At 68.7% G+C, this 19,806-nt stretch carries 22 protein-coding genes; 17 read left to right on the top strand and 5 right to left on the bottom strand.

All coding sequences use genetic code 11. From position 1 onward, the window contains the following. The first annotated feature begins 1 nt into the window (after position 1). The 8 genes from ACIPV5_RS06970 to ACIPV5_RS06935 are packed head-to-tail and all read left to right on the top strand — an operon-like array spanning position 2 to position 6,906. Positions 2-967, top strand: coding sequence for an ABC transporter permease (locus ACIPV5_RS06970; protein ID WP_187250087.1), 966 nt, complete (start codon positions 2-4; stop codon positions 965-967). Continuing rightward, the gene (locus ACIPV5_RS06965; protein ID WP_400340482.1) at positions 964-1,848 is read left to right on the top strand and encodes an ABC transporter permease; all 885 of its coding nucleotides are present in this window, start codon (positions 964-966) and stop codon (positions 1,846-1,848) included. Before ACIPV5_RS06970 ends, ACIPV5_RS06965 begins: the two co-directional genes overlap by 4 nt. Further along, positions 1,845-2,840 carry an ABC transporter ATP-binding protein gene (locus ACIPV5_RS06960; protein ID WP_400340480.1) on the top strand — a complete coding sequence of 332 codons (996 nt, stop codon included), beginning with the start codon at positions 1,845-1,847 and terminating at the stop codon, positions 2,838-2,840. Before ACIPV5_RS06965 ends, ACIPV5_RS06960 begins: the two co-directional genes overlap by 4 nt. Then, positions 2,837-3,610: a dipeptide/oligopeptide/nickel ABC transporter ATP-binding protein gene (locus ACIPV5_RS06955; protein ID WP_072590872.1), complete on the top strand. Its 774-nt coding sequence runs from the start codon at positions 2,837-2,839 to the stop codon at positions 3,608-3,610. The genes ACIPV5_RS06960 and ACIPV5_RS06955 overlap by 4 nt, the downstream gene beginning before the upstream one ends. Continuing rightward, positions 3,607-4,626 carry a P1 family peptidase gene (locus ACIPV5_RS06950; protein ID WP_400340478.1) on the top strand — a complete coding sequence of 340 codons (1,020 nt, stop codon included), beginning with the start codon at positions 3,607-3,609 and terminating at the stop codon, positions 4,624-4,626. Before ACIPV5_RS06955 ends, ACIPV5_RS06950 begins: the two co-directional genes overlap by 4 nt. Beyond that, positions 4,596-5,273 carry an FMN-binding negative transcriptional regulator gene (locus ACIPV5_RS06945; protein ID WP_187250083.1) on the top strand — a complete coding sequence of 226 codons (678 nt, stop codon included), beginning with the start codon at positions 4,596-4,598 and terminating at the stop codon, positions 5,271-5,273. Before ACIPV5_RS06950 ends, ACIPV5_RS06945 begins: the two co-directional genes overlap by 31 nt. Continuing rightward, complete coding sequence (locus ACIPV5_RS06940; RefSeq protein WP_187250082.1) at positions 5,270-6,370, top strand: C45 family peptidase; 1,101 nt, start codon at positions 5,270-5,272, stop codon at positions 6,368-6,370. Before ACIPV5_RS06945 ends, ACIPV5_RS06940 begins: the two co-directional genes overlap by 4 nt. Further along, on the top strand, positions 6,367-6,906 hold the full coding sequence (locus ACIPV5_RS06935) for a hypothetical protein (protein ID WP_394195330.1): 540 nt from the start codon (positions 6,367-6,369) through the stop codon (positions 6,904-6,906). Before ACIPV5_RS06940 ends, ACIPV5_RS06935 begins: the two co-directional genes overlap by 4 nt. Positions 6,907-6,935: 29 nt before the next feature. On the opposite strand, the gene purH is transcribed toward ACIPV5_RS06935, so the two are convergent. From purH to ACIPV5_RS06920, 3 genes are read right to left on the bottom strand one after another with little or no spacing between them, the layout of a single operon-like run. Next, the gene (gene purH, locus ACIPV5_RS06930; RefSeq protein ID WP_053099011.1) at positions 6,936-8,543 is read right to left on the bottom strand and encodes a bifunctional phosphoribosylaminoimidazolecarboxamide formyltransferase/IMP cyclohydrolase; all 1,608 of its coding nucleotides are present in this window, start codon (positions 8,541-8,543) and stop codon (positions 6,936-6,938) included. Positions 8,544-8,583: 40 nt separating this feature from the next. Beyond that, on the bottom strand, positions 8,584-9,171 hold the full coding sequence (purN, locus tag ACIPV5_RS06925; RefSeq protein WP_056277354.1) for a phosphoribosylglycinamide formyltransferase: 588 nt from the start codon (positions 9,169-9,171) through the stop codon (positions 8,584-8,586). 43 nt (positions 9,172-9,214) lie between these two features. After that, positions 9,215-10,609 (bottom strand): DUF6350 family protein, encoded by a 1,395-nt coding sequence (locus tag ACIPV5_RS06920; protein ID WP_400340474.1) that lies wholly within the window; start codon positions 10,607-10,609, stop codon positions 9,215-9,217. 91 nt (positions 10,610-10,700) lie between these two features. Here ACIPV5_RS06920 and ACIPV5_RS06915 point away from each other — a divergent pair, with 91 nt between their 5' ends. Next, positions 10,701-12,158 (top strand): NCS2 family permease, encoded by a 1,458-nt coding sequence (locus ACIPV5_RS06915; RefSeq protein ID WP_053099008.1) that lies wholly within the window; start codon positions 10,701-10,703, stop codon positions 12,156-12,158. A gap of 138 nt (positions 12,159-12,296) precedes the next feature. Here ACIPV5_RS06915 and sucD read toward each other — a convergent pair whose 3' ends face one another. Both sucD and sucC read right to left on the bottom strand, forming a co-directional pair. Then, positions 12,297-13,199, bottom strand: coding sequence for a succinate--CoA ligase subunit alpha (gene sucD, locus ACIPV5_RS06910; RefSeq protein ID WP_400340473.1), 903 nt, complete (start codon positions 13,197-13,199; stop codon positions 12,297-12,299). Positions 13,200-13,226: 27 nt separating this feature from the next. Continuing rightward, positions 13,227-14,393, bottom strand: a complete 1,167-nt coding sequence (gene sucC / locus ACIPV5_RS06905) for an ADP-forming succinate--CoA ligase subunit beta (RefSeq protein WP_400340472.1) — start codon at positions 14,391-14,393, stop codon at positions 13,227-13,229. A 164-nt stretch (positions 14,394-14,557) separates the two neighbouring features. On the opposite strand from sucC, the gene ACIPV5_RS06900 reads away from it, so the two are divergent. From ACIPV5_RS06900 to ACIPV5_RS06865, 8 genes are all read left to right on the top strand, one after another. Further along, entirely contained in the window at positions 14,558-14,971 is a 414-nt protein-coding gene (locus ACIPV5_RS06900; RefSeq protein WP_056277348.1) for a YbaB/EbfC family nucleoid-associated protein, read from the top strand. Beyond that, positions 14,971-15,300 (top strand): type VII secretion target, encoded by a 330-nt coding sequence (locus ACIPV5_RS06895; protein WP_053099004.1) that lies wholly within the window; start codon positions 14,971-14,973, stop codon positions 15,298-15,300. The genes ACIPV5_RS06900 and ACIPV5_RS06895 overlap by 1 nt, the downstream gene beginning before the upstream one ends. Next, positions 15,297-16,757, top strand: a complete 1,461-nt coding sequence (locus tag ACIPV5_RS06890) for a glycohydrolase toxin TNT-related protein (protein WP_285364889.1) — start codon at positions 15,297-15,299, stop codon at positions 16,755-16,757. Before ACIPV5_RS06895 ends, ACIPV5_RS06890 begins: the two co-directional genes overlap by 4 nt. Then, positions 16,754-17,038 (top strand): hypothetical protein, encoded by a 285-nt coding sequence (locus ACIPV5_RS06885; protein ID WP_056277343.1) that lies wholly within the window; start codon positions 16,754-16,756, stop codon positions 17,036-17,038. The genes ACIPV5_RS06890 and ACIPV5_RS06885 overlap by 4 nt, the downstream gene beginning before the upstream one ends. Continuing rightward, a complete protein-coding gene (locus ACIPV5_RS06880) occupies positions 17,035-17,478 on the top strand; it encodes a hypothetical protein (protein WP_320491136.1) in 444 nt (147 codons plus the stop codon). Before ACIPV5_RS06885 ends, ACIPV5_RS06880 begins: the two co-directional genes overlap by 4 nt. Next, positions 17,475-17,735, top strand: a complete 261-nt coding sequence (locus tag ACIPV5_RS06875) for a hypothetical protein (protein WP_053099000.1) — start codon at positions 17,475-17,477, stop codon at positions 17,733-17,735. The genes ACIPV5_RS06880 and ACIPV5_RS06875 overlap by 4 nt, the downstream gene beginning before the upstream one ends. Positions 17,736-17,826: 91 nt before the next feature. Further along, the gene (locus tag ACIPV5_RS06870) at positions 17,827-18,489 is read left to right on the top strand and encodes a TetR/AcrR family transcriptional regulator (RefSeq protein ID WP_053098999.1); all 663 of its coding nucleotides are present in this window, start codon (positions 17,827-17,829) and stop codon (positions 18,487-18,489) included. 75 nt (positions 18,490-18,564) lie between these two features. After that, positions 18,565-19,800: an acyl-CoA dehydrogenase family protein gene (locus ACIPV5_RS06865; RefSeq protein WP_400340468.1), complete on the top strand. Its 1,236-nt coding sequence runs from the start codon at positions 18,565-18,567 to the stop codon at positions 19,798-19,800. The last annotated feature ends 6 nt before the right edge of the window (positions 19,801-19,806 follow it).

Below are 19,806 nucleotides of genomic sequence, written 5' to 3'. Positions count from 1 at the left end.
CATGGCCGTCGCTCTGTGGTCGCTCCGGCGCATCGGCGCCGCACTGGTGACGCTCGTCGTCGTCTCGGTGCTGATCTTCGCGTCCGTCCGTCTCATGCCGGGCGACTACATCGACCTCGTCCTGGGTCCGCTCGCCACCGAGGCGCAGCGGGCCCAGGCGGTGGCCGAGTCCGGGCTCGACGACCCGGTCGTCGCGCAGTACTTCCACTGGCTGTTCGGCGTTCTCACCGGTGACCTCGGCTACTCGTTCGTCTCGAACGTGTCGGTCACCGACGAGTTCGCCGCACGCCTTCCCGTCACGGCGACGATCGCGCTGCTGACGATCATCGTCACCCTGCTCGTCGGCATCCCGCTCGGCTTCTTCGCCGCCCTGCGATCGGAGGGTTCGGCCGGTGCCGTCGGCCGGATCGTCAGTGCGCTCGGCATCAGCATCCCCGAGTTCCTGCTCGCGGGCGTCGTGGTCTTCGCCGTCTCGACCCTCGGACTCGGGGTCTCGGTCGGCCGGTTCGCGCCGTTCGCCGTCGACCCTGCGCGCTTCTTCGGGGCGCTCGTGCTTCCGGTCACGGTCCTCGCCGTCGGCTGTGTCGCCGTCGTGGCGAGGAACACCAGGGATGCCGTCATGAACGTCCTCGTCGAACCGCACGTGCAGGCTGCCGTGGCACGAGGCGAGACCCCCTGGTTCATCATCCGTCACCACGTGCTCCGCAACGCGGCAGCCCCCATCCTGACGATCGTCGGCGCTCTGATCGCCGTCCTCCTCGGCGGCACAGTGATCGTCGAGTTCGTGTTCAACATCCCGGGCATGGGCTCGTACCTGCAGACGGCTCTCGGGCGGCGCGACTACGCGATCGTCCAGAGCGCGGTGCTGCTCGCCGCCATCGTGTTCATCGTCGCGAGCCTGCTCGTCGACCTCATCGCCAATGCGCTGGACCCCCGTCTGCGCCTGACCGGAGGGAGCCGCCGATGACCATCGCCCCCACAGCCACGCACCGCGTCCGCGCGGCGGGCGACGCGACGCGCGGCGCCTGGCGTCGCAGCGATGCCGTGCTGCGCACCGCGATCGTCGTGCTCGGTCTCGTCGTCGTGATCACCGTGATCGCCGTACTCACCGGCCTCGCCGGGTCGACGACCGCGACGGTCGGCGGCAGGCTCGAGAGCCCGTCGGCGCTCGCGCCGTTCGGCACCGACAACCTCGGACGCTCGCTCCTCCCCCGCCTCTTCCAGGGCACGGCGACCACCCTCGTCGTGTCGATCGTCGCCGTGGTCTGCTCGGCGGTGGTCAGCACCGTGCTCGGAATGCTCGCCGGCTACTACGGCGGGGCGGTGAACGAGGCGGTGATGCGCGTCGCCGACGTGCTCTACGCGTTCCCCGCTCTCGTGCTCGCCATCCTCGTCTCCGCCCTCCTCGGGCCCGGTCGGCCGGCGGCGATCATCAGCATCGTCGTCATCACCATCCCTCTCATGACCCGCGTGGTGCGCATCGCGACCCGGGCCGTGGCCGAGCGGGACTTCATCGTCTCTGCGCGCATCAGCGGAGTCCGAACCCCGGTGATCTTCGTCCGTCGACTGCTGCCGAACATCGCAGGGACCATCGCCGTGCAGGCGAGCTACGCGCTCTCCGTCGCGATCCTCGTCGAGGGAGGACTGAGCTTCCTCGGCTTCGGCGTGCAGGCTCCTGAGGCATCCCTCGGCCTTCTCATCCAACAGGGGATGCTGTACATGACCCAGGCCCCCCAGCTCGTGATCGTCCCCGGCGCCGTGCTGGTGGTCTCGATCCTGTGCATCAACATCATCGGCGACGGCCTCCGTGACCGATTCGAACCGCGAGAGACGAGGTCCCTCCGATGACCGCCGTACGCATCAGCGATCTGGCACTGGAGTTCACGGGCACCACCACTGTCAGGGCTCTCGACGGGGTCGACCTCGACGTCGCAGACGGCAGTTCGGTCGCGATCGTGGGTGAGTCGGGATCCGGCAAGTCGACGCTCGCCTCCGTCATCGGCCGCCTGCATCCGCGTTCGGCGCAGATCGTCAGCGGCCTGATCGAGGTCGACGGGATCGACGTGCTCGGTCTCGACGACGACGAGCTGCGCGGCTACCGACGCGACACCCTCGCCTATATCGCGCAGGATCCGATCGGCTCGCTCGATCCGACGATGCGCATCGGCGCCCAGCTGAAGCTCGTGCTCCGCGCGGTCGGCGACGACGGCTCTCCCCGCCGCCAGGTCGAGCTGCTGGAGGGCATGCAGATCGCCGATCCCGCGCGCGTCATCCGACTCTTCCCCCATCAGATCTCGGGCGGGATGGCCCAGCGTGTGGCCATCGCGATGGCCATGTGCCGCCGCCCCCGGCTGCTGATCGCCGATGAGCCGACCGCGGCGCTCGACAGCCAGGTGCGCGAAGAGGTCATCCGGCTGCTGTTCGCTCAGGCGAAGGAGCAGGGCACGACCATCCTCTGGCTCAGTCACGATCTGCCGGCCGTCGCGCGCTGGTGCGACGAGGTCGCCGTCATGTACGCCGGCCGGGTCGTCGAACGCGGTCCGGCATCCGCGGTGCTCGGCACCCCGGTGCACCCGTATGCTCGAGCGCTCGCGGCGACGGATCCCTCGCGTGCGAAACGGGGAGAGCGGCTCTCGAGCATCCCGGGCTCCCCTCCGGTGCTGCATGGCGAGGCGGAGGGCTGCGCCTTCGCCGCACGCTGCGCTCATCGGATCGATGCGTGCGAGGTCGTCAGGCCCGAGCCCGTGTCGCCACGGCACAGCCTCTGCATCCGCACCGCGGATCTCGTGCTGGCCGATCGGCGAGCAGGACTCATCCCCGACGAGGAGGTGTCGGCATGAGCGCGTCCTCGGCGACTCCGACCGTCGAACTCGACGACGTCAGCGTCGTCTTCCCATCGGGCTTCGGCGCGGGTCGACGAGAGGTCAGAGCCATGTCGGGAGTCTCGTTCTCGGTGGCGCCGGGTGAGACGCTCGGCCTCGTCGGCGAGTCCGGCTCGGGCAAGACGACGACAGGGACAGTCGTGCTCGGATTGCAGCACCCCGACTCCGGGGCCGTGCGGTTCCAGGGAGCGCCGCTCGCCAGGAGCCTGCGATCCCGCGCCGGGCGGATGCAGGCGGTCCTGCAGCATCCGCGATGGGCGCTCGACCCGCGCTCGACCGTGCTGTCATCGGTGCTGGAGCCCGTGCTCGTGCACGAACGTCGCACGTCGGCGACCGAGGAGCGGGCCCTGGCGATGCTCGAGAGCGTCGGACTGCCGGCCTCGTTCGCCACTCGCCGTCCCCACCAGCTCTCGGGAGGACAGCTGCAGAGAGTGAGCGTCGCACGTGCGCTCGTGACCCACCCCGCCTTCATCGTCTTCGACGAGGCCGTCAGCGCGCTCGACGTCTCGGTGCAGGCGCAGATCCTCAACCTCATCCAGGACCTGCAGGCGGAACACGGCTTCGCCGCCCTGTTCATCTCGCACGACCTGGCGGCCGTCCGCTACATCTCCCATCATGTGGCGGTGATGCGCGCCGGCGAGATCGTCGAGCACGCCCCGACCGAGGTCTTCTACGACCTGCCCAGCCATCCCTATTCGCGTCAACTGTTCCAGGAGCTCTCATCGTGACCGACACCCACCGTCTCGCCCCCGTCCTTGCCGCAGGACCACGTCGATCCAACGGCGACTACGCCCTCTCCCCTGTGCACGGCACCGATCGTGGGCAGGTCGAGTACGACTTCCCCGGCGTGCTCCTCGGAACGGCCGAATACACCGAAGGTCCGACCGGAGCGACGGTGCTGTCGATCCCAGCCGGCGCTCGGACATTCACCGACCGGCGCGGCGGCGCCGTGGGCGCCAGCGGACTGTACGGATACAACCACGCCATCTGCCTCGCCGGAGGTTCGGTGTACGGCCTCTCCGCCGTGGCGGGCGTGTCTGAGGCGCTGTTCGAGCGCGCCGAGCACCGCTCCGGTTTCGACCAGCTGCAGCTCGTGTCGGGCGCCATCATCTACGACTACTCGGTGCGCGAGAACTCCGTCTTCCCCGACACCGCGCTCGGCAAGGCCGCCCTGCAGGCCGCACGTCAGGGCGTCGTCGAAGTGGGCCGCGTCGGCGGCGGCGCCTCGGCCTCATCCGGAAAGGTCGACCCCGCCCGAGTGGAGTTCACGGGCCAGGGAGTCGCATTCCGCCAGGTGGGTGATGTGAAGGTCCTCGTCGTGACGGTGCTCAACCCCTACGGAGTGATCCTCGATCGCTCGGGCAGGATCATCCGCGGCAACTACGACGCGAGCACCGGCGAGCGCCGCCACCCGGCGCTGGACTACGAAGAGGCGATCGGGGAGTCCCGACTGGTCGACTCGATGTCGGGCAACACGACGATCACCGCGGTCGTGACGAACGTGCAGCTCACCGACACCGAGCTCAAGCAGTTCGGCCTGCAGGTGCACAGCTCGATGCACCGCGGCATCCAGCCCTTCCACACCCCGCTCGACGGCGACACGCTCTTCGCGCTGACGACCGACGAGGTCGCGCTGCCCGAGAATCCCAGCTCGTCCCGGGGCCGGCTCTCGCTGAACTCCACCGCCGTCGCCACCCTCGCGGGCGAGACGGCGTGGGACGCGATCCTCTGCGCGGCGGGCTGACCGTGTACGAGTTCGAGAAGTACCTCGCCCCCTCACAGCACGAGGTCAACGAGCTGGTCCGCCGACACCCGTTCGCGCTCATCGTGACGAACGGCGGCGGCGCGGCCGGCGCACCCACGGTCACGCACACCCCGGTGATCATCGAGCGGATGGCACCGGACGGCGGCTTCGTCGGCGGAGAGCTGCTCGGCCATATCGCGCGGAAGAACCCGCAGTGGCAGCAGATCACCGACGGCGACTCGGTGCTGCTGGTGTTCTCCGGCCCCCACGACTACGTGTCGCCGACGACCTATGCCGATGACCCCAACGTGCCGACGTGGGACTACGCGGCCGTGCACCTGACGGCCAGGGTGACCGTGCTCGAGGATGCGAGCGACGGCATGCATGTCGTCACACGAACCGTCGAGGAGCTCGAGAACCTCGAGCAGACGGCGTGGGACATGCAGAGCTCGCTGCCCACGTTCGAGCGCATCGTCGGGGGGATCGTGTCGTTCCGGTTCGAGATCATCGAGCAGCGCGCGGTCTTCAAGGTCAGTCAGGACAAGCCCCTCGAGGTGCGCGAGCGCGTCGCCGCCGCATCCCGTGCCCGCGGCTGCCCGTATGGCGACGTCGCCGAACTCGTCGAGCGCATCGGAGGAGACCGGTGATCGTCCACGAGTGGTCTGCGGAGGCAGGCGAGCCGCAGGAGGAAGGACGCCGGTTCGGTGCCCACTGGTCGCCTCAGCTGGCCGCCGCCCGCGACTCGTACCTGAGACTCTTCGCGCAATCGGGTGTTCCCGCCGAGCGCGCCCGAGCGGTCGCCGACGAGTGCCGGGCGATGACCGAGACCCACGCCGCCGAGATCGCCGACGAGTTCGTCGGGATCGCCGAGGGCAGCGGCCTGTCGCTGACCGACGTGCATCTGCTGACCGCTCGCACCGAGATCCTGGCGCGCATGACGCCGTCGATGGAGTGCTCGACGGTCGTGTACGCGCCCGATGACGCGAGCGCACCCCGCACTCTGCAGACCTGGGACTGGCACGAGACGCTGTCGAACGAGACCGTGGTGCGGCGCCTGCGATCGGCATCGGGAACCGGTGTCGTGACCTTCTGCGAGTTCGGGCAGCCGGCGAAGATCGGCGTGAACGATCGAGGCCTCGGACTCCACTTCAACATCCTCCATCACCGATCCGACGGATCGCAGGCCGGGGTGCCCGTGCACGTTCTCGCCCGCATGATCCTCGACCGTGCGTCGACGGTCGCCGACGCGGTCGAGATCGCCCGGAGCGTCCCGCTCGCAGCGTCCAGCGTCCTGACCGTCGCGGCCTTCGACGGCCAGGCGGCCGAGGCCGCAGCCGTCGAGGTCTCCCCCGCGGGGGTCGCGGTGCTGCCTGTTCCCCGCGGACGCACCTTGGCCCACACGAATCACTTCCTCGACGAGACCCTCGCCGCCGGCGAGTACTCGCCGTACGAGACCACGAGCGTGCCTCGATACCGGTGTCTGACGGAGGCAGCGGACCTTGCTCGGATCGTGGATGATCGCGAGCGGGCCCTCGCGTTCGGAGCCATCCCCGACGCACCGATCTCGGTGCGCGCGCGGCCCGATCAGCCGGAACACCTCCGCTGGGAGACGAAGCTCACGGTCGCTCTCGACGTCGCGACGGGTGCTCTGTCCTTCGCCGCCGCGGCGCCGGCCGACGTCGTCGACGCCGAGTGGCGTCGTGTGGGCATCCTGAGCGACGTGCGTCCCGCGTCCATCCGATGAACGACCTCCTGCACCTCGGCGCCTTGGCACTGGCGACGATCGGTGCGGGGTCGTTGATCGGCATGCGGCATGGAGTCGGTGCTCCCGAGATCGCGGCGGCCGTACTCATGCTGGCGGGCATGGGCGATGCCATGACGGTCGCGCTGCTGCCTCCCGTCGTGTGGTTCGCCCTGATGCTCCCCGCCGCGCTCGTTCTCGCGATCCGCTGCCGGGCGCCGGCTGTGCTCGGAGACCGGATCGCGCGCGCAGGCGGCAATCTGTCGGCCCACCTGGCACTCGGACTCGTCTCGACCGCCGCGCTGATCCTGCTGATGGCGGCGATTCCCGGGACCGACGTCACCGACGCGGCCGTCTCTTCCACGCACTCGCACGGTGGGGGCGCAGGGATGCCGCAGGTGCTCGGCGTGACTCTCGGACTCGGAGCGATCCTGCTCTCGACGATCGCACTGCGCTCGGAGCGGTCCTGGCTCCACCGAGTGCATCACACCACGATGGCGGCATCGACGGTGGCGATGTCCGCCATCGTGGTGTTCTGAGCGCCGGCCGTCATCGACGGCCGGACGACTCAGTGGAAGAAGTGACGCTCCCCGGTGAAGAACATCGTGACGCCGGCCTTGCGTGCGGCGTCGACGACCTCTTCATCGCGCACCGAGCCACCGGGCTGCACGATCGCGGTGACGCCCGCGTCGATGAGCACCTGCGCACCGTCGGCGAACGGGAAGAAGGCATCGGAGGCAGCGACAGAACCGGCTGCACGATCACCGGCTCGCTCGACCGCGAGGCGGCACGAGTCGACACGGTTGACCTGACCCATGCCGACACCGACCGTGGCGTTGTCCTTCGCGAGCACGATCGCGTTCGACTTGACGGCGCGGCACGCCTTCCACGCGAAGATGAGGTTCTCCATCTCCTCGTCGCTGGGGCGCTCGCCCGAGACGAGCTCCCAGTTCTTGGCGACCGAGACGATGTCGTCGGGGAAGCGATCGGCATCCTGCAGCAGAAGTCCTCCCGAGACGAGGCGCACATCCATGCGCTCCTGCTGCCAGTCCTCCGGCAGCTGCAGCAGACGCAGGTTCTTCTTCGCCTTGAACACCTCGAGGGCTGCGGGTTCGAACGACGGCGCGACGATGACCTCGGTGAAGATGTCCTTCAGATTCTCGGCCATCTTGAGGGTGACGGTGCCGTTCGCGGCGATCACTCCCCCGTAGGCCGACACCGGATCGCACTCGTGGGCGCGGATGTGCGCGCTCGCGATCGGGTCGAGGGCGTTCGGTGCGGTCGTGGCGATGCCGCACGGGTTCGCGTGCTTGATGATCGCGACGGCCGGCTTCACCATGTCGTAGGCGGCGCGCAGCGCGGCATCCGCGTCGACGTAGTTGTTGTACGACATCTCCTTGCCCTGCAGCTGCGTCGCCTGGGCGATGCCGTGGCCGCCGACACGGGTGTAGATCGCGCCGCGCTGGTGCGAGTTCTCGCCGTAGCGCAGCGTCGCCAGCAGCTCGGCCTGGATCGTCAGGTGCGTCGGCAGGTCCTCGCCCTCGCCGAGCGTGCCCTCCGCGAACCATGAGGCCACCGCGGTGTCGTAGGCGGCGGTGTGGGCGAAGGCGCGGGCCGCAAGCTCGCGGCGCTGGGTCAGCGTGGTGCCGCCGTTCTCGATGGCGCTGATGATGCCCGGGTACGACTGCGGCGAGACGACGATCGCGACGTTCGCGTGGTTCTTGGCCGCGGCGCGCACCATGGCGGGGCCGCCGATGTCGATCTGCTCGACCACGTCGTCGCCCTCAGCACCGGAGGCGACCGTCTCGACGAAGGGATACAGGTTCACGACGACGAGCTCGAACGGCGCGATGTCGAGATCCGCGAGCTGACGTTCGTGATCCTCGAGGCGCAGGTCCGCGAGCAGACCGCCGTGGATCTTCGGGTGCAGCGTCTTCACACGACCGTCGAGCATCTCGGCGACTCCCGTGACGGCGGCGACGTCGGTGACCTCGAAGCCCGCCTCGCGGATCGTGGAGGCCGTCGAGCCGGTCGAGACGATCTGCACGCCCGCGCCGGCGAGAGCGGCGGCGAGATCGAGCAGACCGGACTTGTCGCTCACCGAGACGAGTGCGCGGCGAACCGGGACGGTGTCGCGATCGCGGTACAGCGAGTGGTCGTGGCGGGGGCCGGCCATGATGGGCTCCTTCGTGCGAGGGGGGCGTGCGTGGATCGGTTCAGGATGCTGAGGTCAGCGAGAGCTCACCGGTCGCGATGCGGCGCACCACGTCGATGAGAAGTCGGCGCTCGACGGGCTTGATGCGCTCGTGGAGGCTGTGCTCGGTGTCACCGGCGACGACCGGCACGCGCTCCTGCGCGAGGATCGGGCCGGTGTCGACGCCGTCGTCGACGACGATCACGCTCGCGCCGGTCTCCGAGACGCCCGCGGCGAGCGCGTCGCGCACTCCGTGTGCGCCGGGGAACTCGGGCAGGTATGCGGGATGCGTGTTGATCAGTCGTGGCGAGAGGTCGGCGACGAGGGCGGCAGGAAGCAGACGCATCAGGCCGCTGAGCACGACGAGGTCTGCGTTCCAGACGGCGAGCTGGCGGCCGAGCTCTTCGCCCCAGGCTTCGCGCGATTCGTGCTCGTGCCACGGAACCGTGAAGCTCGGGATGCCGAACTCCTCGGCGTGAGCCAGGCCGTCGGCTTCGCGGTCGGCGCCGACGACCACCACCCGCGCAGGGAAATCGGGGTGGCGAGCAGCCTCGAGGAGGGCGCGAAGGTTCGAGCCGGTGCCCGAGATGAGAACGGCGACCGTGAGCACGCGCCCAGTCTACCGGGGCCGATGGGAGGCCCCGAGCCGCATGTCAGCCGACGGGATCGCGCGGATCGCGCCGCGGGAGCCGGAATCCGCCCGCGTCATCCAGCGGCGCCGTGTCATAGGTCGACGGTCCGTCCGGCCAGCCGACCGTTCCGTCGCTGGGATCCGTGCGTGCGTTCGACACCGCATCGGATGCCGTCATCTCGGCGACCCAGCGGTCGGTGCGCTCTTCCGCGAGCTCATCGCGATTGCGGGGCGACAGGAGCAGGATCGCTGCGCCGAGCAGGACCTCTCCCCCCAGCGCGAGAGCGAACGGCAGCGGGGCAGGCCCGGCTTCGGAGAGCCGCCCCGGCCCCATCGACCCTCCGGCGAACAGGGCGGCGATCGCGGCGACAGCGGCGGTCAGCACGCCGATCCCGATGGCGATCGTCGCACGGGGGGCGAGGCCGAGCGGCGTGCCCTCCCAGACGAGGCGGGACCGGACCGCCCATCCGGCGAAGGCACCGGCGCCGATCGGGAGGATGATGACGATGAGCATCCAGATCGACGTGCTCTCGGGAAGCAGCCCGAGCACGGGGATTCCGGGGACCACGCCGAGCTGGGTGCCCGCCGGGGACACCGCTGTGCCGACCCCCACGGCGAATCCGGGTCCGGCGAGCCAGGAGGCCGCCCAGACGATGATGGTGGGCAGATAGGCGAGATGCCCGAGAGTGATGACTCCGGCGCCGAGCGCATCGACCCGCGCCGCCTGGAAGAGGGCCACCATCTCGCCGCCTCGTGCCGCCGTGAGCACGGCGACAGCAACTGCGGAGACCGCGGTGGTCCCCACGACGGCGAAGGCCGCTCCGCGCACGGCCGCACTCGGAACCGGCCCCCAATCGCCCCACGAGTCGACGACGTCGTGGATCCGGTCGAGGAAGCCGCCGTCACCGTCCTCCCAGGCGATGCGGACGGCACCGCACACGGCGCCCACGAGATAGACGGCTGTCGGAAGCAGGATCGCCTCGACGACGGGCGTCTCGACGGCTCCGAGATGGGCGGTCAGTGCGACTCCGGTCGCGATCGCCGCGAACGTGAGGGAGCCGGAGAGCGAGCCGAGGAGCCAGGCCCCCGCGCGCGCGGCGCGGGTGCCGGAGCGGGCTGCGAAGAGCAGCGTGAAGATCAGGAACGCGAGCGGTGTCACCGAGAGCGTGAAGGCGGCGGCCGCCGGTGCGATGCCCGTCGTGCGGAGCACCTCGGTCGATACGTCGATGCTCAGCGGCACGCCGTGGCCGAACTGCCACAGGGTGCCGGTGAGCGGCCAGAGCGCTCCCCAGTCGGCCGTGACGCCGAACGAGAGCGTCCAGAGCAGGGTGAGCGGCGCCAGCAGGACCACGAGACCGACCGCCGCAGCGATTGCGGCATCGAAGGCGGCGAGGAGCGCGACGAGGAGGCGTTGCATATCGAATCGAGACTACGACGAGAACCCTGTCGTCGCCTGTGGGCGCGCGCGACTCGGGCGACACGATATCGTCTCCAGCGGAGGTTTCCCGATGACAACTGCCCCGTCCCCCACCCGCTCAGAGGCCCAACCCAAGAACGCCCTCGACCGCTTCTTCGAGATCAGCAAGCGCGGATCCACGATCGGCACCGAGATCCGAGGGGGCCTGGTGACCTTCGTCACGATGGCCTACATCGTGATCCTCAACCCGATCATCCTGTCCGGCTCGGCCGACGTCGCCGGCGACACGCTCGATTTCAGCGCCGTCGGCGCCGCCACCGCGTTGACCGCCGGCATCATGACGATCCTGTTCGGTCTCATCACCCGCCTGCCGTTCGGCTTCGCCGCCGGCCTCGGCATCAACGCCTTCGTGGCCTTCTCGGTCGTCGGTCAGGTCACCTGGCCCGAGGCGATGGCTCTCGTGATGATCAACGGTCTCGTCATCGTGCTTCTCGCGGCGACCGGCCTGCGCAAGATGATCTTCGACGCGGTTCCGTTCCAGCTGAAGATCGCGATCACGGTCGGAATCGGCCTGTTCATCGCCTTCATCGGGTTCGTGAACTCCGGCTTCGTCACCGCGACCGGCAGCGCATCTCCGCCGGTCGGTCTCGGCGTCGGCGGATCGGTCGCGACCGTGCCCACCGTGCTGTTCATCGTCACGCTCATCGTCACCGGCATCCTGGTCGCGCGCAAGGTCAAGGGCGGGCTGCTCATCGGCCTCGTCACCGGCACCGTCCTCGCGGTGATCGTCGAGGCGATCTGGCATCTCGGAGCCGCATCCGACGACAACGCGGGCGGCTGGGGGCTCACGGTTCCGACTCTCACGGGATCGCCGTTCGGTCTGCCCGACCTGAGCCTGGTCGGCGCGGTCGACTTCAGCTTTGACTTCAGCAAGGTGAGCCTGGTCGCGATCGTGATGATCGTCTTCACCCTCGTCTTCTCGAACTTCTTCGACGCCATGGGCACCATGACCGGTCTCGCCAAGGAGGCCGACCTCGCGAACGAGAACGGCGACTTCCCGCGCATCAAGTCGGCGCTGGTCGTCGAAGGTGTCGGCGCGATCGTCGGTGGTGGTACGTCCTCGTCGTCGAGCACCGTTTTCATCGAGTCCGGAGCGGGTATCGGCGAGGGTGCGCGCACCGGATTCGCCAACCTGATCACGGGTGGCATGTTCCTGCTCGCGATGTTCCTCACGCCGCTCACCTCGATCGTCCCGACCGAGATCGCGGCCGCCGCGCTCGTGATCGTCGGCGCGATGATGATGGCGCAGATCAAGTACATCGACCTCACGGAGTTCGACGTGCTGCTGCCCGTGTTCCTGACCGTGACCGTGATGCCGCTGACCTACTCGATCGCCAACGGAATCGGCGCCGGCTTCGTCAGTTGGGTGCTCATCCAGGCGTTCTCCGGTAAGGCCCGCAAGATCAGCCCGCTGCTGTGGATCGTCGCCGTCGGCTTCGTGATCTTCTTCGCCCGAGGTCCCATCGAGGCGCTCTTCGGCGTCGCCTGAGCGACGACGAACAACACGAAGGGCGGATGCTGCGGCATCCGCCCTTCGTCGTCCCTACGCACATGGCGTGTCGAAAGCGTCCGGGCATAGAAGAAGGCCCCGGAGTGGAGTCCAGGGCCTTCTCCTACAGTCTAGCGCTTACAGCGACTCGACGATCTCACGCATGAGTGCGGCCGTCTCGGACGGCGTCTTGCCGACCTTGACCCCGGCGGCCTCGAGGGCCTCCTTCTTCGCCTGGGCGGTGCCCGCGGAGCCCGACACGATCGCGCCGGCGTGGCCCATGGTCTTGCCCTCGGGAGCCGTGAAGCCCGCGACGTAGCCGACGACCGGCTTGGTGACGTGCGCCTTGATGTAGTCGGCCGCGCGCTCTTCGGCGTCGCCACCGATCTCGCCGATCATCACGATCGCCTTGGTCTCGGGGTCGGCCTCGAACGCGGCGAGCGCGTCGATGTGCGTCGTGCCGATGACGGGGTCGCCGCCGATGCCGATGGCCGTCGAGAAGCCCAGGTCGCGCAGCTCGAACATCATCTGGTACGTCAGGGTGCCCGACTTCGACACGAGCCCGATCGGTCCCTTTCCGGTGATGTTCGCCGGCGTGATGCCGACGAGCGCCTCACCGGGGGTGATGATCCCGGGGCAGTTCGGTCCGATGATGCGAGTCGTGTTGCCCTTGCTCTGGGCGTAAGCCCAGGCCTCTGCCGAGTCGCCGACGGGGACACCCTCGGTGATCACGACGAGCAGCGGGATCTCGGCATCGATGGCCTCGATCATCGCGTCCTTGGTGAAGGCGCCGGGCACGAAGGCGATCGACACATCTGCGCCGGTCTCCTTCATGGCCTCGGCGACCGAGCCGAAGACGGGGAGCTCGACGGCGTTGCCGTCCTTGGCGGTGTGCGCGACCGTGGTGCCGGCCTTGCGTGCGTTCACGCCGCCGACGACCTGGGTGCCGGCCTTCAGCATGAGCGCCGTGTGCTTGGTGCCCTCGCCGCCGGTGATGCCCTGGACGATGACCTTGGAATCCTTGTTGAGGTAGATCGACATTTCTCTAGTCCTTGTGTCTCTCTGCGATCAGGCGTTGGCGAGTTCGGCGGCCTTGTCGGCGCCTTCGTCCATGGTGCTGGCGAGCGTGACGAGCGGGTGCGCGTACTCGGCGAGGATCGCACGACCCTCGTCGACGCGGTTGCCGTCGAGGCGCACGACCAGCGGCTTGGACGCCGTGGAGCCGAGCGTCTCGAGTGCGCCCTTGATGCCGTTGGCGACGGCGTCGCACGCCGTGATGCCGCCGAAGACATTGACGAACACGCTCTTGACCTGCGGGTCGCCCAGGATGACGTCGAGGCCTGCGGCCATGACCTCTGCCGAGGCGCCGCCGCCGATGTCGAGGAAGTTCGCGGGCTTGACGCCGTTGTGGTTCTCGCCGGCGTAGGCGACCACGTCGAGCGTCGACATGACGAGACCTGCGCCGTTGCCGATGATGCCGACCTCGCCGTCGAGCTTGACGTAGTTCAGACCGCTCTTCTTGGCCTTCGCCTCGAGCGGGTCCGCTGCGTCCTTGTCCTCGAGCGCCTCGTGCTCGGGGTGGCGGATCTCGGAGGCGTTGTCGTCGAGCGTGACCTTGCCGTCGAGGGCGATGATGTCGCCCTCGACGGTGCGGACCAGCGGGTTGACCTCGACGAGAGTCGCGTCCTCGCCCTTGTAGACGTCGAAGAGCTTGACGAACACGTCGGAGACCTTCTCGATGAGGTCCTCCGGGAAGTTGGCGGCGCGAGCGATCTCGACGGCCTTCTCCTTGTCGATGCCGGTCAGCGGGTTGACCTCGACGCGCGCGAGCGCCTCGGGACGCTCGACAGCGAGCTCCTCGATCTCCATGCCGCCTTCGACCGAGCAGAGGCTCAGGTACGAGCGGTTGGCACGGTCGAGCAGCACGGAGAAGTAGAACTCCTCAGCGATGCGGGCACCCTGCGCGACCATGACGCGCTTGACGATGTGGCCCTTGATGTCGAGACCGAGGATGGCCTTGGCCGCCTCGTACGCCTCGTCGGGGGTCTTGGCGACCTTGACGCCGCCGGCCTTGCCACGACCACCGGTCTTGACCTGGGCCTTGACGACGACGACGCCGCCGATCTTCTCAGCGGCTGCCTTCACCTCCTCAGGGGTGTCGGCGACGATGCCGGCGAGGACCGGCACTCCGTACTTCTCGAAAACGTCTCGTGCCTGGTACTCGTACAGATCCACTGTGCTTCCTTCACTGGGCTGCGGCCTGGAATTCTCTCGATGTCGAGACATCGATCAATCCCCCAGCCTACTACCGCCGCCTGAGCGCCCCTACGTCCGCAGAGCGCGGGCGACGAGCCGATGTCGTCCGGTAGCATTCTTGTGCGTTGAATCAGGGGGAGACAATGACGGACACGTTCGACTGGTCGGATCCGATCGCCACACGGGCCCGCATCGAGCAGCAGGTCAGAGACGCAGAGCGCCGCGCGGCACAGGCCGAGCAGGTGCGCGACGACATCGCTGCCGTGCGTGAGCGGGCGACGTCGCCTGGCCGTGATGTCGCGGTCACGGTGGATTCCTCCGGTCGGCTCGCCGAGGTCACGCTCACGGATGCCGCATACGACCGATCCCCCGCAGCGCTGGGCGCTCTGATCGTCTCCCTCGCGGGAGATGCGCAGCGCGCGGCCGGCGCGAAGGCCGTCGAGATCGCCGCCGAGGCGTTCGGCGCGGACGACGCAGCCGTCGAGCACCTGCGTGAAGAGATCGCTCAGCTCCCCGACCCGAGTCAGGACGGCCAGCCACGGATCGAGTACCGCTGATGGCGGAGCTGATCGCGGTAGACACCGAGACGGTGCGCAGGCACGCGCAGCGCGTCGGCCAGATCGCGTCGGATGTCAGGCTCGCCGAGAACGCCGCCGGGTCGATGAACGTCGGCGGCGGGGCGTTCGGGGTGATGTGCGCATTCCTGGTTCCGCCTGCGCAACTCGTCTCGTCGATCGCCATCGGCGCGATCTCCGCCGCGGCGACCATGCTCGAGCAGTCCGAGGAACAGCTCAAAGGTCTCGCCGATGACTTCGATGAGGGCGAGCAGCGACAGCTCGACACGATCAGCGGTCTGATGGCATCGGTCGAGGGCGGCGTCCGATGACGCCGCCGAACCCGCTGGTGGCCGGACCGATCGATCCGACGACGCCGTTCAGCGGCGCAGGGCTGCTCGAGGACGGCTATGAGCTCGTCAATGCCATCGAGAGCGGAGACTGGGTGGCCGGAGGCCTCGCGTCGTTCTCCGCCCTGGCGAACACCGTCGCGACGGCGATGGATCCGCTCGGATCGCTGATCGCGGCGGGTCTGGGCTGGCTCATGGACCATCTCGAGCCGCTCAAAGGCTGGCTCAACGACCTGACCGGCGACGCGGGTGAGGTCGCCGGATTCGCCGCGACGTGGGGCAACATCGCCCAGCATCTGCAGCAGGCGGGCGAGACCCTCGATTCCCGACTCGCCGACGTGAGCTCGATGTCGGGCGAGGCGATCGCCGCGTACCTCCGACTCCAGGCGGACGTCGCCGCTCATATCTCCGCCGCGGGCGCGTGGGCGGGCGGCATGAAGACCGGCATGGAAGCGGCATCCATGCTCGTCCAGGTCGTTCATGAGCTCGTGCGCGACACGCTCTCGCAGCTCGTGGGCTCGCTGATCTCCTACGCGAGCACGCTGGTCATCTCACTCGGCACCGCCACCCCATATGTCATCGCGCAGGCGACGAGCCGCGTCTCGGCGATGACCGCCCGGATCTCCGGCACGGTGCTCAAGCTCGTCGACGCCGTCACGGCTCTCGCCAAGCACCTGGACGAACTCAAGGCGCTCTTCCAGCGCCTCGGAGACCTCTTCTCGCGCGGTCCGGGCGGCGGAAACGCTCCCTCCGGTCCCGGAGCACCGCACAGCCCGAACGGCACACCTCCCCACACCCCGCCCGACGGCACGACGCCGGACGGGCCCGCCTCGCCCGGTCCCAGCGTGCGCGACCAGAGCATGCTCACCGACGAGCAGCTCCAGACATATCTCGAGCGCAACTACCCGCAGTACGCCGACGACTTCGCCGACACCGGCACGCTCCCACCCGACGTGCAGATCCCCAAGGGGCCTGAGGTCCTTCAGCCGGATGGGAGCATCGACTGGAGCCAGGTGCCCGGCGGCGGGTACGTGCTGGATGCCAACGACAATCCGATCCGACAGCCGCACACGCCGCAGCCCGGTGACGTGCTCGACCGCTACGGTCCCCCCGACGGTCGATACACCTCACCGGTGCCGGATGACGGGCCGTACACGTACGACCAGCGTTCCCTGCCCTACGTCGAGAATCCCGCGCATTACCACCGCTACGAGGTCGTCGGCGATCTGTCCGATCTGCGTGGTGCGTTCGACAGCGCCCCTCAGCACGTCAAGGACGAACTCCTGGCGGGCGGTCTCAAGCCCGAATACCTCGGTTCACAGGGGTACCAGGGAGACATCGCGCCCGGATTCGGCTCGCCGGGTGGCGGCTCCCAGGTGCAGCTTCCGCTCACCGCCGAGCAGCTCATCGCGCTGGGCCTGCTTAAGGAGATCCCATGACGAACCTCACCGCCGCCGACGCGCAGCGCATCATCCAGGACGAACAGCTCACCGCCACCGCGAACTGGTTCGGGCGCACCGGCCGTCGCGAACGGTCGGCATGGATCGATCGCGACGGCGATGAGTGGATCGTGTGGGACACCGACGAGCGCGGCGACCGGTTCTTCGGCCCGTCGCGCTTCTCCTCCGAAGCCGAGGCTCTCGACCAGTTCCTGCGGATGGCACGGTCGCACAAGGCAGCGGATTCCACCGCTGTGCGCCGGATCGGGGACTCCGCATGACCGAGCTCTGGATCGGCCCCGACGGCCGCGCCCTCACTCGCGAGCCCGTGCCGGCCGGCGCGGAGGTCTGGGACATGTACGGCCCCGTGAACACCCGCTACGTCTACCTCGTCGAGAACGGGCAGCCCGCTGCGTATCCTGAGCGCTCGCTCCCCTGGGTCGAGAATCCGTCGGCGTACCACCAGTTCATCGTCCTCGGCGATTGCGTACACGTCCGTGCCGCATACGAGCGATCCGGCGATGCCGCGCTTCGCCGCGACCTGGATGATCTCGTGGACATCGGCTACTACCGCTGGGACGAGCCCATCTACAGCGGCAGGGTGGCTCCCGCATTCGGCGAACCCGGCGGCGCCACCCAGCTCGTGCTGCCCCTGCCGCTCTCGTTCTATCTGCGACTCGGACTCGTGCGCGAACTGAGCGTCCCTGGAGGACTGGCATGAACCGTGACACCGTGCTCGCCGACCTCCGCGCACGCGGCCATGCCGGGTACTCGCTCTTCGAGGACCCGCGCGGCAAGCCGAACGTCATCGTCCTGACCTTCGGCAGGAACGGTTTCCAGACCTGGATCCAAGACGAACGCGCACAACCCATCGCCGGTTCGCTCCGCGCCTTCGACGCGGAATCCGAGGCCCTCGCCGACTTCACCCACCGGGTGGAGATCTGGAACCGCGTCAGCGGCGTCCGTCCGACGGCATAGACGGCCACGCCTCCGTCCGGTCGCCACGGCCTCACGCCCTACGGCGACCGCCCATGATCGTCGACGACATCGACAGGTCTAGGCTCATTCCATGCACGAATCCGCAGAACTGCGCACCGGCGTCGTGGCCGCTGCACTCGAGCTCTTCGCGTCACAGGGCTTCGACCAGACCTCCGTCGAGCAGATCGCGAAGGCCGCAGGCGTCTCACGCTCGACCTTCTTCCGCCAGTTCGGCGGCAAAGAGGATGTGGTCTTCGCGGACCATGAGGTGCTGCTCGACCAGTTGCGGACCTTCCTCGCGGAAGGGCATGACGATCCCTGGCGTGCGGTCTGCGCGGCATCCGAGTCGGTCTTCGCCCACTTCGCGCACGATCCCGAACTCGCGCGTCGCCGCTATCAGATCGTCCGCCAGGTGCCGGTGCTCCGTGAGCGCGAGATCATCACGGTGTTCCGCTACGAGCGGCTGTTCGACGACTATCTGCGCAGCTCGCTCCCCGGGATCGATCCTCTCGATGCCGTCGGGTTCTCCGCCCTCGTCACCGCCGTGCACAACCATGTGCTGCGGCAGCTGCTGCGCGGCAAGAAGAAGGTGCCGCTCTCGACGCTGCAGACGGCGCTCGCCGACGTCCGCCGCCGCTACGGGGTGCCTTCCGACGCGGTCTCCGAGGCTCCGGATGACGTGGTCGTCGCCGTGTTCCCTCGCTCGATGCCGATCGCCGAGGTCACCCGGCGCCTGCGCTCTCAACTCGACTGAACCAGGACTCTCTCCACCGGAGTCGTGAAACCGAGTTTCAGAGCGTACGATACTTGGTGTCACGAAGGAGTCACCATGAGCACCGCAGCCTCTCCCCTGCCCGGCGAGCGCGTCTCGTCGTACGACATCACCGGGCGACAGGACAGCGATTACTACGCCGTCTTCGCCGACATCCCCGACGCCGACCGGTCGGCCTGGGATCGCGCCAAGGCCTACATCGACGAGGTCGGGCCTCAGATGGCGGACGCCTGGGATCGCGCGGAGTATCCGCTCGAGGCCGCGCGCCGAATGGGCGAGATGGATCTCGTCGTCGATGGCATCGAGCATCCTGCCCTCACCCGGCTCTCTCCCCTCGCTGCCGGGCTCGTGAACATGGAGATCTCGCGCGGCGACGGATCGCTCGGCACCGTGCTCGCCGTCCAAGGCGGGCTCGCGCTGCGCACCCTGGCGCTCTTCGGATCCCCCGCTCAGCAGGAGAAGTGGCTCACGGCTCTGGCCGACGGCTCGGTCTTCGGATCCTTCGCCCTCACCGAGCCCGACCACGGGTCTGACTCGGTATCGCTGGAGACCGTGGCCCGCCGCGATGGCGACGAGTGGGTCATCCGCGGCGCGAAGAAGTGGATCGGCAACGGCGCCTCGGGCGGCATCACTTTCGTCTGGGCCCGCGTCGACGACGAGACGGCGCCCGAACACGGTGCGGTCCGGTGCTTCCTCGTCGAACAGGACACCACTGGATACTCAGGGACCCCGATCCGCGGCAAGGCCTCGCTGCGGGCGATCCACCAGGCTCACATCGTGCTCGACGACGTCCGGGTGCCGCTCGACTCCGTGCTCCCTGGCACCAAGAGCTTCAAGGACGCGTCGGTCGTCCTCTACGCCACCCGCTCAGGGGTCGCGTGGTCGGCCCTCGGCCACGCGACGGCCTGCTACGAAGCGGCGCTGGCCTACTCGACCCAGCGCATCCAGTTCGGCAAGCCGCTCGCCAAGTTCCAGATGGTGCAGGAGCGCCTCACGCACATGCTCGAGGACCTCACGGCCATGCAGCTGTACTGCCGTCGCCTCGCAGACCTCGAGACCGCGGGTGAGCTTCGCCCCACGCAGGCCTCGCTGGCGAAGTTCCACAACACGCGAGCAGCTCGACGCGTGGCATCCGTCGCCCGCGACCTCCTCGGCGGCAACGGCATCCTGCTCGAGAACGGTGTGATGCAGCACATGGCCGACATCGAGGCGATCCACACCTACGAGGGCACCGAGAGCGTGCAGGCGCTGCTGCTCGGGCGCGACATCACGGGGATGAGCGCCTTCACCTGAGCGCTC

Source organism: Microbacterium sp. NPDC090014, from assembly GCF_044748285.1.
In the GTDB taxonomy this organism is placed as follows: Bacteria; Actinomycetota; Actinomycetes; order Actinomycetales; family Microbacteriaceae; genus Microbacterium.
The sequence above is the reverse complement of the archived record's forward strand: the minus strand, read 5'-3'. Positions and strand labels throughout refer to the sequence as shown.

Coding starts and splice junctions, on each gene's coding strand:
- ACIPV5_RS06920 (WP_400340474.1), bottom strand. CDS start 10,609: ATGCAACGCCTCCTCGTCGCGCTCCTCGCCGCCTTCGATGCCGCAATC.
- ACIPV5_RS06870 (WP_053098999.1), top strand. CDS start 17,827: ATGCACGAATCCGCAGAACTGCGCACCGGCGTCGTGGCCGCTGCACTC.
- ACIPV5_RS06935 (WP_394195330.1), top strand. CDS start 6,367: ATGAACGACCTCCTGCACCTCGGCGCCTTGGCACTGGCGACGATCGGT.
- ACIPV5_RS06960 (WP_400340480.1), top strand. CDS start 1,845: ATGACCGCCGTACGCATCAGCGATCTGGCACTGGAGTTCACGGGCACC.
- ACIPV5_RS06955 (WP_072590872.1), top strand. CDS start 2,837: ATGAGCGCGTCCTCGGCGACTCCGACCGTCGAACTCGACGACGTCAGC.
- ACIPV5_RS06965 (WP_400340482.1), top strand. CDS start 964: ATGACCATCGCCCCCACAGCCACGCACCGCGTCCGCGCGGCGGGCGAC.
- ACIPV5_RS06895 (WP_053099004.1), top strand. CDS start 14,971: ATGGCGGAGCTGATCGCGGTAGACACCGAGACGGTGCGCAGGCACGCG.
- ACIPV5_RS06900 (WP_056277348.1), top strand. CDS start 14,558: ATGACGGACACGTTCGACTGGTCGGATCCGATCGCCACACGGGCCCGC.
- ACIPV5_RS06880 (WP_320491136.1), top strand. CDS start 17,035: ATGACCGAGCTCTGGATCGGCCCCGACGGCCGCGCCCTCACTCGCGAG.
- ACIPV5_RS06970 (WP_187250087.1), top strand. CDS start 2: ATGGCCGTCGCTCTGTGGTCGCTCCGGCGCATCGGCGCCGCACTGGTG.
- ACIPV5_RS06865 (WP_400340468.1), top strand. CDS start 18,565: ATGAGCACCGCAGCCTCTCCCCTGCCCGGCGAGCGCGTCTCGTCGTAC.
- ACIPV5_RS06885 (WP_056277343.1), top strand. CDS start 16,754: ATGACGAACCTCACCGCCGCCGACGCGCAGCGCATCATCCAGGACGAA.
- purH (WP_053099011.1), bottom strand. CDS start 8,543: ATGGCCGGCCCCCGCCACGACCACTCGCTGTACCGCGATCGCGACACC.
- sucD (WP_400340473.1), bottom strand. CDS start 13,199: ATGTCGATCTACCTCAACAAGGATTCCAAGGTCATCGTCCAGGGCATC.
- ACIPV5_RS06875 (WP_053099000.1), top strand. CDS start 17,475: ATGAACCGTGACACCGTGCTCGCCGACCTCCGCGCACGCGGCCATGCC.
- ACIPV5_RS06890 (WP_285364889.1), top strand. CDS start 15,297: ATGACGCCGCCGAACCCGCTGGTGGCCGGACCGATCGATCCGACGACG.
- ACIPV5_RS06915 (WP_053099008.1), top strand. CDS start 10,701: ATGACAACTGCCCCGTCCCCCACCCGCTCAGAGGCCCAACCCAAGAAC.